The organism is Thalassorhabdus alkalitolerans, from assembly GCF_042656525.1.
Classification (GTDB): domain Bacteria; phylum Bacillota; class Bacilli; order Bacillales; family Marinococcaceae; genus Thalassorhabdus; species Thalassorhabdus alkalitolerans.
In genome coordinates, this window is record NZ_JBHSOZ010000009.1 from 1 (window position 1) to 13,919 (window position 13,919).

The 13,919-nt window shown below is 42.9% G+C and carries 16 protein-coding genes, 1 tRNA gene and 1 riboswitch; of the genes, 9 read left to right on the forward strand and 8 right to left on the reverse strand.

The window, feature by feature from the left end; all coding sequences use genetic code 11:
* Window positions 1–176: 176 nt before the first annotated feature.
* The 4 genes from ACFPU1_RS14285 (at window position 177) to ACFPU1_RS14300 (ending at window position 2,488) form a co-directional block, all read left to right on the forward strand.
* Window positions 177–252 (forward strand) — tRNA-Thr (locus ACFPU1_RS14285).
* A 163-nt stretch (window positions 253–415) separates the two neighbouring features.
* On the forward strand, window positions 416–880 hold the full coding sequence (locus tag ACFPU1_RS14290; RefSeq protein ID WP_385942427.1) for a hypothetical protein: 465 nt from the start codon (window positions 416–418) through the stop codon (window positions 878–880).
* 570 nt (window positions 881–1,450) lie between these two features.
* Complete coding sequence (locus ACFPU1_RS14295) at window positions 1,451–2,026, forward strand: DUF421 domain-containing protein (protein WP_269758168.1); 576 nt, start codon at window positions 1,451–1,453, stop codon at window positions 2,024–2,026.
* Window positions 2,027–2,122: 96 nt separating this feature from the next.
* Window positions 2,123–2,488 (forward strand): PH domain-containing protein, encoded by a 366-nt coding sequence (locus ACFPU1_RS14300; protein WP_198153493.1) that lies wholly within the window; start codon window positions 2,123–2,125, stop codon window positions 2,486–2,488.
* A 39-nt stretch (window positions 2,489–2,527) separates the two neighbouring features.
* On the opposite strand, the gene ACFPU1_RS14305 is transcribed toward ACFPU1_RS14300, so the two are convergent.
* Window positions 2,528–2,815 carry a hypothetical protein gene (locus ACFPU1_RS14305; RefSeq protein WP_385942432.1) on the reverse strand — a complete coding sequence of 96 codons (288 nt, stop codon included), beginning with the start codon at window positions 2,813–2,815 and terminating at the stop codon, window positions 2,528–2,530.
* Between the two features lie 53 nt (window positions 2,816–2,868).
* A riboswitch (cyclic di-GMP riboswitch) is annotated at window positions 2,869–2,956 on the reverse strand.
* A gap of 118 nt (window positions 2,957–3,074) precedes the next feature.
* Window positions 3,075–3,485, reverse strand: coding sequence for an NUDIX hydrolase (locus ACFPU1_RS14310; RefSeq protein ID WP_385942607.1), 411 nt, complete (start codon window positions 3,483–3,485; stop codon window positions 3,075–3,077).
* A 259-nt stretch (window positions 3,486–3,744) separates the two neighbouring features.
* On the opposite strand from ACFPU1_RS14310, the gene ACFPU1_RS14315 reads away from it, so the two are divergent.
* Entirely contained in the window at window positions 3,745–3,888 is a 144-nt protein-coding gene (locus ACFPU1_RS14315) for a hypothetical protein (protein ID WP_157049855.1), read from the forward strand.
* Window positions 3,889–3,942: 54 nt separating this feature from the next.
* Here the strand turns inward: ACFPU1_RS14315 and ACFPU1_RS14320 are convergent, their stop codons facing one another.
* Window positions 3,943–5,208: a Y-family DNA polymerase gene (locus tag ACFPU1_RS14320; protein ID WP_385942435.1), complete on the reverse strand. Its 1,266-nt coding sequence runs from the start codon at window positions 5,206–5,208 to the stop codon at window positions 3,943–3,945.
* Between the two features lie 173 nt (window positions 5,209–5,381).
* Between ACFPU1_RS14320 and eutH the strand changes: the two genes are divergently transcribed.
* Genes eutH through ACFPU1_RS14335 form a run of 3 tightly spaced genes read left to right on the forward strand, consistent with a single transcriptional unit; the run spans window position 5,382 to window position 7,962 of the window.
* On the forward strand, window positions 5,382–6,473 hold the full coding sequence (gene eutH / locus ACFPU1_RS14325; RefSeq protein WP_385942438.1) for an ethanolamine utilization protein EutH: 1,092 nt from the start codon (window positions 5,382–5,384) through the stop codon (window positions 6,471–6,473).
* Window positions 6,474–6,498: 25 nt separating this feature from the next.
* Complete coding sequence (locus ACFPU1_RS14330; protein WP_385942441.1) at window positions 6,499–7,260, forward strand: 3-oxoacyl-ACP reductase; 762 nt, start codon at window positions 6,499–6,501, stop codon at window positions 7,258–7,260.
* Between the two features lie 39 nt (window positions 7,261–7,299).
* Window positions 7,300–7,962, forward strand: coding sequence for an SOS response-associated peptidase (locus tag ACFPU1_RS14335; protein ID WP_385942444.1), 663 nt, complete (start codon window positions 7,300–7,302; stop codon window positions 7,960–7,962).
* A gap of 31 nt (window positions 7,963–7,993) precedes the next feature.
* On the opposite strand, the gene ACFPU1_RS14340 is transcribed toward ACFPU1_RS14335, so the two are convergent.
* Window positions 7,994–9,382 (reverse strand): MFS transporter, encoded by a 1,389-nt coding sequence (locus ACFPU1_RS14340; RefSeq protein WP_385942447.1) that lies wholly within the window; start codon window positions 9,380–9,382, stop codon window positions 7,994–7,996.
* A 312-nt stretch (window positions 9,383–9,694) separates the two neighbouring features.
* Between ACFPU1_RS14340 and ACFPU1_RS14345 the strand changes: the two genes are divergently transcribed.
* Window positions 9,695–9,988: a hypothetical protein gene (locus tag ACFPU1_RS14345; RefSeq protein ID WP_385942449.1), complete on the forward strand. Its 294-nt coding sequence runs from the start codon at window positions 9,695–9,697 to the stop codon at window positions 9,986–9,988.
* Window positions 9,989–10,043: 55 nt separating this feature from the next.
* Here ACFPU1_RS14345 and cydS read toward each other — a convergent pair whose 3' ends face one another.
* The 4 genes from cydS to ACFPU1_RS14365 all read right to left on the reverse strand — a co-directional run bounded on the left by cydS (window position 10,044) and on the right by ACFPU1_RS14365 (window position 13,676).
* A complete protein-coding gene (gene cydS, locus ACFPU1_RS14350; RefSeq protein WP_374701239.1) occupies window positions 10,044–10,193 on the reverse strand; it encodes a cytochrome bd oxidase small subunit CydS family protein in 150 nt (49 codons plus the stop codon).
* The gene (locus ACFPU1_RS14355) at window positions 10,171–11,187 is read right to left on the reverse strand and encodes a cytochrome d ubiquinol oxidase subunit II (protein ID WP_385942452.1); all 1,017 of its coding nucleotides are present in this window, start codon (window positions 11,185–11,187) and stop codon (window positions 10,171–10,173) included. The genes cydS and ACFPU1_RS14355 overlap by 23 nt, the downstream gene beginning before the upstream one ends.
* A gap of 13 nt (window positions 11,188–11,200) precedes the next feature.
* Complete coding sequence (locus tag ACFPU1_RS14360; RefSeq protein WP_385942455.1) at window positions 11,201–12,532, reverse strand: cytochrome ubiquinol oxidase subunit I; 1,332 nt, start codon at window positions 12,530–12,532, stop codon at window positions 11,201–11,203.
* A gap of 253 nt (window positions 12,533–12,785) precedes the next feature.
* Window positions 12,786–13,676 (reverse strand): manganese catalase family protein, encoded by an 891-nt coding sequence (locus ACFPU1_RS14365; protein ID WP_054636500.1) that lies wholly within the window; start codon window positions 13,674–13,676, stop codon window positions 12,786–12,788.
* Window positions 13,677–13,919 lie beyond the last annotated feature (243 nt).

Genomic DNA, 13,919 nt, shown 5'->3' on the forward strand with positions numbered 1-13,919 from the left:
GGCAACTCCCTGTGAAAGTAGGACGCTGCCAGGCAAACTCTGAAAGCACCCATGTTGTGGGTGCTTTTTTATAAACAGTTAGCATTTAAGTGTCTCTTATTTCTTAAGATGTATTGACATGGTATGCTTGAAGTAGTACAATAGAAGCTGTCAGTCAGGAGAGGCTAACTTTCCATGCTTCCATAGCTCAGTCGGTAGAGCGCTTCCATGGTAAGGAAGAGGTCAGCGGTTCGAGCCCGCTTGGAAGCTCCATTATACATATAATTTCTAAGTAGATTCTGTTTAAATAGAATCTGCTTTTTTTGTGTCTGCACCTGTGTGAATGTATTCAGGGGACACTACGCCAATCCAAGCATGCCCATAAGAATACATAGGGAAAATGGCAGCCGGGCACCATGAAAAAGAGGTGATATAAATGTTCTTTAATATTATGATTGGTTTTCTTTTTCCTTGGGTTATGGGTCTGATTCTTTATAAAAAAGATAAGCAAGTGATTACGAGAGCCGTGCCGTTTGTTTCTGTTATTTCGCTGATCATAAACATTCTTGGAAACAGGTACTGGGTTGTTAAACCACAAATTTCTTCAAGAAAGCTGCAATTTTTGACTACCATGCCTCATAATTTTGGTTACTTTCCGATCCTAGGGGCTCTGATGATTTATTGGCGGAAAAAAAGAGTTTTTTCAGAAAAAGCAGATCTTTTTCTATGCACTCTTCTCAGTACATTCTTTGAACTCATTGCTGTAGCAGCAGGAAGGGTAGAGTATCGCAATGGCTGGAATATCTATAAAACTTTTCTTTCTTATTTGTTTCCAGCTTACTTATTATACAAGTTTAACTGTTGGAGAGAACGATCTACAATCAGCAGCATGAATATGTAGTAAGTACATTCTTTAATCAATGAACTGCTCGTGTTTCAGGATGATGATATACCCATACCTTGGGGATCATTTCATTTATTGGAAATAAGAGTATAATAAGAGATATCCTCAGCACCTCTCTAGTGTACTTGCAGATCGAGGAGCCCCCTAAGTTGAACTTTTGGGGCTCCTCTTTATGTACATTTATTAACCCCATCCAAGAAGGAATCTGCTTACATTACCCCACCCTTTGTTCTAAGAAAAATACTTGCAGTCTTAGTGTCTCAATGAGGGACTTCACCTGCATATCTCCCACTTTACCGCCTGATTTAATTTACTCCATAAAAGGTGTAACACACCCCCATCTTTTTGATTTTTCGTTTGGTCTCTCCCTCTTGATCGTTTGGTTTGCTTTTATACTAAGATCCTCTTGTTCTTCAGTTCTCTTTCTAAAGAACGTTGGGACCGTGTTTAAAAATGGACAGGAAGGAGAATCTAAAAACATGACAATGGGAGACAAGCTTTAGCATCTATCGGCTGTCTATGATGCTGAATATGAAAGAGGATGTGTTTAGAAAAGGAGGGTAAGGCGTGGAAACTGATTTTATATGGGAGTCAGTTTTGATGGTATTGGTAGGTTTCTTATTACTGCGAGTCACAGGCAGAAAATCAATTTCCCAGCTGACAATCCCGGCCACTGTTATCTTAATTTCAATCGGTTCAATTATTGTACAGCCCATTATTGAAACAAGTGTAGTAAAAACGGTTATTTCTGTTGCTATTTTTGTATTGGTGCTTTTGATCGTTGAATACCTCCAAGTGAAATCAAACCGAATGGAAAAATTTTTTACTGGTGGATCGGTACCAGTAATAAAAGATGGCAGACCTCTTCTAAAAAATATCAAAAAGGTAAGGCTTACAGTAGATAAAATTGAAATGCATCTCAGGCAAAATGGGATCATCAGCATGGAAAGTGTAAAGAGAGCAACCATTGAACCAAATGGACGTTTAGGATATGAGCTGACAGAAGACGCCCGGCCGCTTACTGTGGGAGAATTCAAGCGTTTATTGCGAGAGTCTAATGAACCGCCTCCGAAAGAAGGTAATTTGTTTAGAGAAGCTGAAGAAGGGAAACATCTCAATCCTCCCCCGGAAAAATTGGACTAGGACAGGGCATGATGAGTCAATGGATTGTAATCACTTTTTGTTAGTGAGAGAATAAAAGAGGCATGCAGAGAATTTATAGATGGAGGGATGGTAAAGGTGAGTTTGTTTCGGAGAGGAGACAATAAGAGAAAGCATATAGACCAGGCACAGGAGTTTTTATTTGAAGGAGAAGAGCTTGAGAGTACATATGGACTCATGGTCGACTTCGTTGCTTTTACGAGTCACCGTATTCTCTTTGTTGACCGTTCCCTTATTTCTAAATCCCGGTCAGCAGTATACAGTATTCCTTATGAAAAAATTGAGGAAATAGCCATTGAAAAGACTGGGGTGTTTGCTTTTTCAAATAATATCGAAATCGCAACAAAAAGAGGAACTCATCAGCTTCAGTTTCTAAAGGATACGGATGTAATGGAATTTTATCGAAAGCTCTCTCAGCGTATTTGCGAAAGGTCTAAACAGTAAGTTTTTGAATAAAGCAAAGCCATTGTAATGACAGGGTTTCTACTGTTGATTACAATGGCTTTCATATTTTTCAATTTGCCGAAAAGCTTTTTGTCGTATTTGTTCTTGTGTGCTTTCTAGTAGAGCATTCCATGGGATATTGAGGTCTTGCTGGATCACAGTTTCACAGGACCTTCCCTGGAAAGTGATCATTCCAAAAATTGCTACTGCGTCAATTTCAGGTGCGCGCTTTAAGGTTTCTTCCACGTTAACAGCAAAGTGATAGAACGTATTCCTGGGCTCCTCTGTTAATTGGACATTACCGATAACAATGGTTTCTAATTTCATAGACACATACACTCGCTTTTCTTTTATTATGGTTCAAAAAAGAGAAAAAGAAGTACAGCAGCTGGCTGGCATAGTGTATCTTCATACCTTTGCCCCTAGTGTTTTCGTCACTGCTTTTCAGCAACTTTGTCTTTTCATTTAAACTTATGTTATAGCCTTTATTTTACAAGAAAACAGAGAATTTAAAAGGATTTTTCTGTTAAGCTCTCGATGATCCAACTTTTATAATTATATGCATATCACTTTGTACTCACCTGTGTTACTTGATAATAGGGCGCGAGGCGCCTGACAGGAGATCATTAAATACCGCTTTCTGGGCTGGCCAAATGTCTGGCAGCTTATCCAAGGAAAAAAATTTCAGTTCAAGAGATTCTTCACTTTTTCTTAGCTGTCCACTGAATTCTTTGCAAGTAAACATGATTTTAACGAGAGAGACCTCATCTCCATTCTGTAAAATACGTTCCTGTTTTTTCCCTGAATAGATTCCAAAAAGCTCTACCTCACCCAAGGTAAGTCCTGTTTCCTCAAATATTTCTCTTTTAGCTGTTTCTTCTATTGTTTCTCCTAACTCCATGTAGCCTCCGGGGTGTCCCCACTTTTGGTTATCTGAGCGAAGTTCCAGAAGAAGACGGTTTTCTTCATCAAAGATCAGCACTCCGGCAACCACCATAATTACCTTGTTCTTGCCTGTAAAGCTTCGTAAGTATGTAATATAATCCTCTTTCAAAAAAAACACTCCCTTTTTAAAATCGTTGTCATCTCTTTGAATTGGAATGAATAACATAGTAAAGTGTGTGAGTTCTTCATGGCTTGCTGGTGCGAAAGAAAGTTTAAGTCGGAAGAACCGGGGGTAAATAAACCTTGCTCATTTAATGACAGTGTTTATTCCATAACCCCTTAGAGGATAACATAATAGGAGGAAGTAACGAATGAAAACCGAAGTTAACGAATTGATTGATTACTTGGCAGACCAGGTAGCATCCTTATCAAAAGAAAATGCTTTGCTCAAATCAAAGATCGAGTATCTTACAGGTGAACAAATACATGAGAAAAAGACTGAAGAGGCCAAATGATTTCAAAGGGGCTTCCCTATGATGGGGTGCCCCTTTGTTTTTTACTGCAACTTCCTATCCTTCTGCTTTATGACCTCCCACCAGGGTAGAACGGTGGCGGGCGGTGCCGGCCTTTGTATAAGAGACGGCCCGCAAAAGAGAATCCGCCCCATGTTTTGCTCTTACTTGATCCATTACATAGCCCAAAGCTTTTCGCTTTGGCTTTTTCGGATCAAACAGACTGAGCTGGGTGCAGCTGTCTTCACAAACCTTCGATAAGGTAACAGACAGGCTTCTCACCGTTTCACCGCGGTAGTGCTTTCGAAAAAGATGAAGACAGATATGGTAGATTTCCTTTGTTTCATTCGTCGGCTCAGATACGGTATAGGAACGGTGAAAACCGCCTGCTTCCTTGTGGCTGTATCCAACGCCGAGACTGATCGTCCGGCCGGCTTTTCGTTCTCTTCTGGCTCGTCTTGCCACTTCTTCGCTCATTTCAAGAATGACATGCTTTATTTCTTCCTCCTTTTCGTAATCACGAAGAAGAATCTGGCTTTTACCGTAGCTGATTTGCCCGTGCAGAATAGGAGCTCCTATTTCTGAGAGATCAATTCCCCACGCATGATAGTACAGCTGGCTGCCCATAACACCAAATTGTTTTTCAAGAAGTTCAATGGGAGTTCGGGCCAATTGCCCAACTGTTCGTATTCCTAAACGGTTCAGGTTTCTCTCCATCCGGTTGCCGATGCCCCACATCTTGCTAAGGGGCTCCACGGGCCAGAGCTTTTCTTTTACGTCTTCAAATTGCCATTCAGCGATCCCTTTCTTTTTTGCATCAAGATCAAGGCACAATTTTGAGAGAAGCATATTTGGGCCGATACCAATGGCACACATGAGTCCAAAACGTCTGAGCATGCTGCGCTGAATCATTTTTGCCATCTGACGGGGAGAGTCATAAAGGTGAAGAGAGCCATCCACTTGAAGAAAGCTTTCATCCACACTATAGGTATGAATATGAGCGGAGGGAACAAATTCAGCAAAGAATTTAGTCAGTTCTACAGAAGTTTTTAAATAAGCACTCATCGACGCATTTACGATCTGTATGTCAGGGTCGTCCGGAATTTCAAACAGACGGCTTCCTGTTTTGATGCCAAATTTCTTTTTCATAGCTGGTGTTGCTGCCAGAACCACGCTTCCTGACCGTTTTGTATCAGCTACGACAGCAAGGCAGCATGTGAGAGGATCATGTCCCAGGTCAATTGCCGAGCAGCTTGCATAAAAGCTCTTCATGTCTATACAGAGAATGGTTTTTCTTTTAATTTGACTGTACAGAGTATCCATGAGCTTCACCTCGTCATGCAGTTTCTCTTTATTATATGAGAACATAGGTTCTTAATTCAAGGAGAAGGGTGCTGGTAAAAATTGATTAGGTGCCAGGCACCCCAAAAGAGGTGTCCGGAAGCGTCGTGTAGAATGAAAAAGAGAATTAAAATGTAAAGCTGGTGGTCAGCCTGATGTCAATTAATGAAATAGTGGTACTAGTTCTTGTTGTTTTTATGATCATAGGGGCTGCAGATAAGATAGGCGGCAATCGTTTCGGCTACGGTGAACAGTTTGAGCGGGGATTTATGGCGATGGGCCCTTTAGCGATCGCCATGATCGGAATTATCTCCTTGGCTCCAGTTCTTGCAGAGCTTCTCCGGCCGGTGGTGGTTCCCTTTTTCTCATGGATGGGGGCAGACCCCGCTATGTTTGCTACTGCGTTGCTTGCCTTGGATATGGGAGGGTATCCACTGGCTTTGGAGTTAGCTGAAAGCAGGGATGCTGCTTTGTTTGCCGGCATTTTACTGGGCACGATGCTTGGTCCCACCCTTACCTTTACTATTCCAGTGGCTTTAGGTCTCCTTGAAAAAGAAGATCGTCCTTACTTAGCAAAAGGAGTTTTGGCAGGGCTTACTACGATCCCTCTCGGCCTTCTTGCGGGAGGGGCGGCTGCAGGTTTTTCAATGGAGATGATGCTTCGAAGCATTGTGCCCATTGTGATTTTCTCCGGGGGGATTGCTTTAGGCCTGTGGCTTCAGCCCCGTGTTATGGTGACTCTTTTTATGCTGTTCGGCCAGGGGATGACGGCCTTGATGGTTGGAGCAACAGCTGTTATCACCTTTCAAACGCTCACAGGCTGGACACTTGTTTCTGGCATGGCCCCTATTAGTGAAGGGATCCAAATTGTCGGCATGATAGCCATTATGCTCGCAGGAGCTTTCCCTCTGGTCCATTTTTTAAAAAAGGTTTTTGGGAAGGCTCTGTCTCCATTAGGAAATAAGGTACATATGAATGAAATCTCAGTTGTTGGCTGGCTGTCCTCTTTAGCTCATGCCATTCCTATGTTTGGGATGGCTCGGGATATGAACCCCCGTGGAAAAGTAATGAACTTTGCTTTTGCAGTGAGCGGAGCATTCATTTTAGGAGGACACCTTGCTTTTACTGCCTCTGTAGAAGAGGAAATGATTACAGCTATGATGATCGGAAAGATCACGGGAGGAATCACGGCAATGATAGCAGCCTTTGTGTTAACAAGGGGCCTGGAAACAGAGGTTCAAAAGTAATAAACCACAAAAAGGAGGAAAGGATATGGATATTAAACGTCAAACAGTACTTGTTACAGGAGGAAGCAGAGGACTGGGCGAAGCAGTGGTGCGGGCATTTGCCCGTGAAGGGGCCAATGTCGTCATTAACTATTATCAAAGCAAAGAAAGAGCCGAGAACCTTGCTGAGGAACTCGGTGAACAAACGGTTGCTCTCCAGGGAGATGTACGTAGCAAAGAAGCGGTTGAGAAGATTTTCAAGGAAGCGGTGTCATACTTTAAGATGCCGATCACGACCATTGTAAATAACGCCTTAGTTGGTTTCAGCTTTGATCCAGTGGAAAGAAAAAATGCGGAGGACATCAGCTGGGAGGATTTTTCCGTTCAATTTGAAGGAAGCGTCCAAGCTGCTTTGAATACTGCACAAGCGGGAATTCCTGACATGAAAGCACAGGAATTCGGTCGCATAGTTAACATTGGAACGAACCTTGTGCAAAATCCAGTGGTTCCCTACCACGATTATACAAGCGGAAAAGCTGCATTGCTTGGGCTTACAAGAACCATGGCCCGTGATCTCGGGCCATACGGAATCACCGTGAACATGGCTTCTGGCGGACTGTTAAAAGAAACGGATGCCAGTAAAGCAACATCAGCAGAGGTATTTCAAATCATTCAGCAGAATACCCCTCTTCAGCGGGTCATTACACCTGAAGAAATGGCTGATGCCGTTTTGTTATTCGCCTCCCCCCTAAGCAGAGCGGTGACGGGGCAAAATCTTATTGTAGACGGCGGTCTCGTGATGAAGTAAAGAGGCAGAGAGCGCTGTTAGATAAAGGAAGTGATTGGAATGTGCGGGCGGTATACGTTGACAGCGGACAAAAGAATGATCCAAAGAAGGTTCGCAGCAGAAGTCATTCCAGAAAGAGTGGATGGAAGGTACAACATTGCTCCAAGTCAGGAAGTGCTTTGCATTATAAATGACGGGACAAGTAACCGTGCCGGCTTTATGCGCTGGGGACTGGTGCCTTCCTGGGCGGATGACCCGAAGATCGGGTTTAAAATGATCAATGCAAGAGCTGAAACAGTGCATAAAAAGCCGGCTTTTAAAAGGCTGTTGCAACGCCGGCGCTGCTTGATTGCAGCCGATGGATTTTATGAATGGAAACAGGAAAACGGTGGAAAACAGCCTTATCACATTCAGGTAAAAGAAAAGCCCCTGTTTGCGTTTGCCGGTTTGTGGGACAAGTGGGAGAAAAAAGGGGAAGTTATTAGTTCCTGCACTATTATTACGACGAAGGCCAATTCTCTTGTAGAAGATATTCATGCCCGAATGCCTGTCATTTTAAGGGCGGAAAGGGAAAAAGAGTGGCTCGATAAAGAAGAGGATGATCCTTATCATCTAACAACATTGTTAGAGGCTTTTCCATCCGAGAAAATGGAGGCTTATCCCGTTTCCCCCCAGGTCAATCATCCAAAAAATGAATACGCCAGCCTGATTAACTCATTGTAAAAACAGGCGTCATCCTTGATGGCGCCTGTTTCTAATCCGCAGAAGAGTGTTTTTTAAATGTCATAGAAAACAAGAGCAAAGCGAGAAATGAAAGGACAGTGAGTCCAAGAAACAGGTTGGAAAAGATGGCATTCTCCCCCTGCAGAGCAAAAGGATTCAACACAATCCCTGTATCCTGAATATCTAAAATTGCTCCAAAGGAAGCACTGCTAAAAGCTCCTGCTACAAAGTTTAACAAATTAAACAGTCCAATCCCTACTCCTGTTTGTTTAGCAGGCAGGATAGCAGAGAGAATATTTGCTGTTGAGCTTTGAATAAGCGGGAAGCCAATATAGGAGATAACCAGGCACACAGCAATAATCCAGGGAGCAAATCCGGCAAAGGTGGAAAGAAGTATTGTTCCGGAGCCTATGAGAACTAAAGCCAGGACCACCACCTTTTCCCCGCCTATTTTGTCTACAAGCTCTCCCCCGGAACGTCCTAGTATACCGGCGATCATAGCCCCCGGAAAAAGAACGAATCCAATAGCTAAGGTGCTTAGGTCATAGAGGTCCCGAAGCATAATAGGGATGACAAAAATCAGGCCAAACAATACACTGGTTCCTAGAAAGCTTGTCAGTATGGTAATAGTGTAGGCCCGGTTTTTTAACATTTCAGGCCTGATAAAGGGATCTTCAGCTTTCACAATTCTAAGGATAAAGAGTACAAAAGATAAAGAAGCGACAGGGATGAGCCACATCATGAGCGTGGTGACAAAGGCTAGAAAAGAAGCAATCGCTATACTAAATAGGAGTGCACCAAGGTAGTCTATTTTTCCTTCTCTCTTTTCTTCTGCAGGCATCCACTTACGAAAAAACGGGATGGCGAAAACGGAGGCAACAGAAAATAAAAACAAATAACGCCAATCAAGGATGCCGGCAATAAGCCCTCCGGCAATAGGACCGATGCCTGAAGCAAAGGCAATAGTAGAGGAGATGATACCAAACACCTTTCCCCGTTCATTAGGGAAAAAGCGGGTTGGGATTATAAACGCCAGGGCAGGAATAGTCGCACCTCCGATTGCCTGCAAAATCCTTGATGCAAGCAAAAAACCATAGGAAGGAGAAAGGAAGCCTAACAGGGCGCCTAGAGCGAACATGCTGATCCCAAATGTAAGAATCGAACGGATGGGAAAGATATCTGCAAGCTTTCCATACATTAATGCACCGACAGCATTCACCATGATGTAACCGGTCATCACCCAGCTGACTTGCGAAGGAAGCAGATTAAAGTGATCAGCGATATCCGGTATGGCTACATTAAACATCGTCCCATTCATAACAGAAAAAATAAGAATGAGAGCAACGAGACGAATAAGTCGTTTTTTTAATAAGGGCTCAAGCTCAGGAGGAGAATGAGCACTAGTTGCAGAAGTAGTCATACATTTCCTTCTTTCACAACGAATTCTCTGGCCTAATGAGTAAAATGAAGTAAGGCAGGGAAAAGAACTATAACTGTACTCAGCCAGCTTTATTTTATTTAAAGACCAGATGTTAATATTACGAGTCTCTAAATATATTGTCAACAGACGCGCCTTTCTATAACGCTGGAAGAGTGAAGAGGCATACCCCAGAAGCTTTTGGAATAAAGATAGAGGGCTTGGCGGAAGAGCAGAAAATTTTAGAAGTCAGCATACAAGAAAAAGAAAAATATTATGTAAGCGCTTTCTAAAAATGGGAAAGAAGGTGGTCAGGTGGTAAACGCAGCGAAAGATAATATTGCTTACTTTTTGATTGGCTTTATTCTGGTAGGACAAACAATCAGTGCGCTTGTCATGAGCATACCAAGGATTAGCAATGTCTTACATCTCCTATGGATCGGCTTTATCGTAGCTGCCTTTACAGCCAGTGTTGTAGCTCTCTTTTCAGATATAAAAAAAGCAAGAAAAGGATTAGGCTGGATCGTTGGATCTTTAACCATATCCGGCGTTCTGCTTCTCAACCACTTGGAGACCCTGTACGAAATGATCATGATATTAACTCATTAAGCTGCCCCCTTTGGAAAGAAAAAGGGGGCGGGAATTTTGAAAGCAGTAAAAGAAGTCATTGAGGGGGAAAGTGATTCTTCCTTTTCCCGCACCACAAAAACAAAAACAAAAGAGAGAAGCCGACGATAAGGAACGGCGCAACCATAATCAGAAAATAACTCCATCCAGACATAGCATTCCTCCTATTGTTTTTTTCCTTGTACATACTCGGTATCAAATAAAAAGAGCCTCATAAGCAAAAGCAGTGAAGGAATAAGCAGCACCATTCCGCCTGCAAAAGCCAAAAGTAAGGCAAAGGCCATTGAATCATTAACGACTCCGTCATAAATGGTGAGGTGAGGATAAAGCAGGTAGGGTAAATGGGAGGCTCCGTACCCAAACCAGGCGGTAAAGTACTGGGTCATCACGCATACAAAAGCGAGCCCCGGTTTTCTTCTCTTCCATGTCAAAAAAACGGCTCCGCAGAAAAAGAAGAATGAGAACATAAATATCCAGCTGAGATCTTCCAGGATTTGAAAGCGTAGAGAGCTGTGGCGGCTGATGGCGAACACAACGAAAAGGCTTGCGAGCATTACAGGGAAAGCCAAAAATAAGGTGTACTTACGGAAAAGTCTGTATGCTTTTTCCTCGGCAGCTTTCCAGCTATAAAAGGCAAGAAAAGATGATGAAATAAACAAAACGCTCACCATGGCCAGAGATACCAGGCTCCAGGGCAGCCAGCTTGTTAAAAGGTCATGATAAAGAAGTTCAATTGTTCCGTTAGAAAACTGCAGAAAACCGCCTTCTGAAATAGCAAGAATTACCATGAGAGAGGCCGGTATGAAAAGGCCGGCAGTTCCATAGAAAAAAGAATACAATAAATTCTCTTTCGAGCCATATGTGTTGAAAGCATAGTAAGAGCCCCGAACAGCGAGAAGTACTATTGTAATGCTTACGGGAATTAACAGGACTGTACCGAAATAGTAGGCAGTGGCAGGAAAAAAGCCTACGAGGCCTATAAAGAAAAAAACGAGGAATACATTGGTGACTTCCCAGACCGGAGAGAGGTACCGTTGAATTAATTGATCTATTTCAGCGCTTTTCTTTGTGGCCTTATTATAAAAGTGGAAAAAGCCCGCCCCGAAATCAACAGAGGCCGCAAGTAAATAGCCATAAAGAAACAGCCAGAGAATACCAATACCAATGATTTCATAATTCATAAAATCACCTCTGTCAAAGTCCTCGTTTAAAGATCTCACGGTCAACAGGGTTATGTGTAAACATTCTCCAGAGGACGATCCCCGCAGTTGCACCTAAAACGGCATATAAGCCGGTAAATAGATAGAGCACAGCATCCACATGATAAGCAGTGGTTGCCCCCTCAGTGGTACGCATAACCTGGTAGAGAATCCAGGGCTGACGACCAACTTCTGTAAAAATCCATCCTGCTTCCACAGCGAGCATAGCAAGTGGACCTGAAATAATGATCCCTTTCATCAATGCTCGGTGATAAAGCTTGCCGGGGAATTTCCAGAAATAAAGCAAGTACAGAGCAGAAATAAACAATAAGTACACCCCGCTTCCAACCATGACATCAAACAAGTAATGTATCCATAACGGGGCGATGTCTTCTTCAGGAAATCGATCAAGCCCGGTTACATGAGCGTCAGGCCTTCCATGAGCAAGGATACTTAAGGCATAAGGGAGTTCTAGAGCATAACGGACTTCTCCATTTTCAAGTAAGACTCCCCCAAGCAAAAGAGGGGCATGAGCAGTACTTTCGAAATGCCATTCAGCTGCTGCAAGCTTTTCAGGCTGATAGTGAGCAAGATACTTGCCTGACAAATCTCCTATCAAGACAGTGCTGATGGAGAAAACAAATGCAGCTGTCATCGTAAGGTGGAGAGCTTTTTTATGGTAGACATGTGTTTCCCCTCTGATAATCCGTAAGGCTCCTATCATTGCGAGGATAAGGGCTGAAGCAAGATAGCAGGTAATGAGCACGTGAGCTGTTTTTGTAGGGACAGCAGGGTTAAACATTGCTGTAAGGGGGCTTATATCAACTAAAGTGTTTCCAATAATTTCAAAACCCTGGGGGGCATTCATAAATGCATTGACTGTCGTTATAAAGAAAGCTGAGGAAGCTGCTCCAATGACAACCGGCATGAGGAGCAGCAAGTGTTTTACCGGATTTGTAAAGCGGTCCCACGTGTATAAATAGATTCCTAAAAATATAGCCTCAACAAAGAAAGCGAAAGTTTCCATAAACAATGGCAAAGAGATAGCTTGCCCGGCCAACTGCATAAAATCAGGCCATAAGAGGCTTAATTGCAAGCCTATAGCTGTACCGGTCACAACACCTACAGCTACAGTTACTACAAATCCTCTCGCCCAGCGGCGGGCAAGGAGTATATAGTGAGGATCATTTTTGCGAATACCTGTCCATTCTGCTAATGCAATCATGAGCGGGACGCCAACACCAATGGTCGCAAACAGAATATGAAAACTAAGGGTCAAAGCAGTGAGGATCCGGCTGTAGACAGCAGGATCATATTCGATAAACATAACGTTTTCCTCCCGGCCGACCATATATTTAAATGCTTTGAAAGTATAGTTTTTTTACAGCGTAATAAGGTTTAAAAAAGGCAGGGTAGTAACTGACTTTAAATCAGTAGTTCTTACGCCTGGCCAACAACGAAAAGGGGGAAGGAAGGCAATATGGTAACAATCTATGAGGGCCTGACTGCTTTTATGTATAAGCTCTGGACATAAAAAGCACCGGCGGTAATTGATACCAGCCGGTGCTCTAAGATGAAGCTTACATATTCTTTTGCAGTTTCGCAGCAATTTCGTAGAAATCTTCTATATTATAGCCTGGTGCAAACTCTTCCGGTTTTGGTTCAAAGTCAGGTTTTTCTCCTCCTTCAGGCATGCCTTCAACCACTTCGAGGGTGCTGCCGTCTTCGGGGTGCTCCCCGACCCAGATTTTATCAATATCCTTATAATCCTCCGGAGAGAAGGTGAAAAGCTTTCTGTGGAGGCCTCGTCTTTCATGCTGCTCTGCCTCAGGGAATTTACTGTTTTCTAGATCTGGAATTGGAAGCATCTTTTTCACATCTACTCCTGTTAATGTTTCAAGTGCTTTCGCATATGCTACTGTATGAACACCTCCGCGAACAAGTAAGTAACCAATCATTTCTCGTGCTGCCGGGTTATCTGTCATTTCATAGACACGCATTTTATGAGTCCGGGCTCCACATTCAAGAAAGAAATTGTGAAGGAGGTCGAGTACAAGGTTTCCGCTGTTAAAAACGTAATCTCCCTGCCATGGCTGGCCTAAGGCATTTGCAGGCATGCTGGACTGGGCATTTACTATAAAATGGTGCGGGTTAGCTGCAGATTTACCTGGTTCTAACGGGGCATCTAAGGGAGATTTATGATCCGTAGCACCTTCCATCAATGAGTTAATAGAGGCAGTTACCAGTTCTACATGTCCAAGCTCTTCGCCAGTGATGCTTGCAATAAGGTCATAATAGGGTTTTAGTTTCTTTTTAGAGCGAAAATTAAAGGATTGGTTCATGTAGTTCATCAAGGTTGACATTTCACCAAAACGTCCGCCCATTAACTCTTGTACCGCGTTTGCTGCATCCGGATCTGGTTTGTCGGGCTTTGGAAGTTCAATCTGTAAACGATCGAATCTTTGGAACATGAATAAACAACTCCTTTAGAAAATTGAAGAAAAATCTTCCTGTTTCTTCTACCCTCTTCTTTCCTATTTAAACTCATTAAAAATAGGTTTTTGGAGCCGAAATTTGTCTGTCCCTTCATACCGTCAAAAGATTTCGCATAAATTAGAAAAGGATATTTTTCAGCAAGCAGGAAAAGGCCCGTGAAAAGTAAGAAAGGAGATTATTCTTTTTTAATACAGGGTAGGGAGAGAGGTGTAGATAAT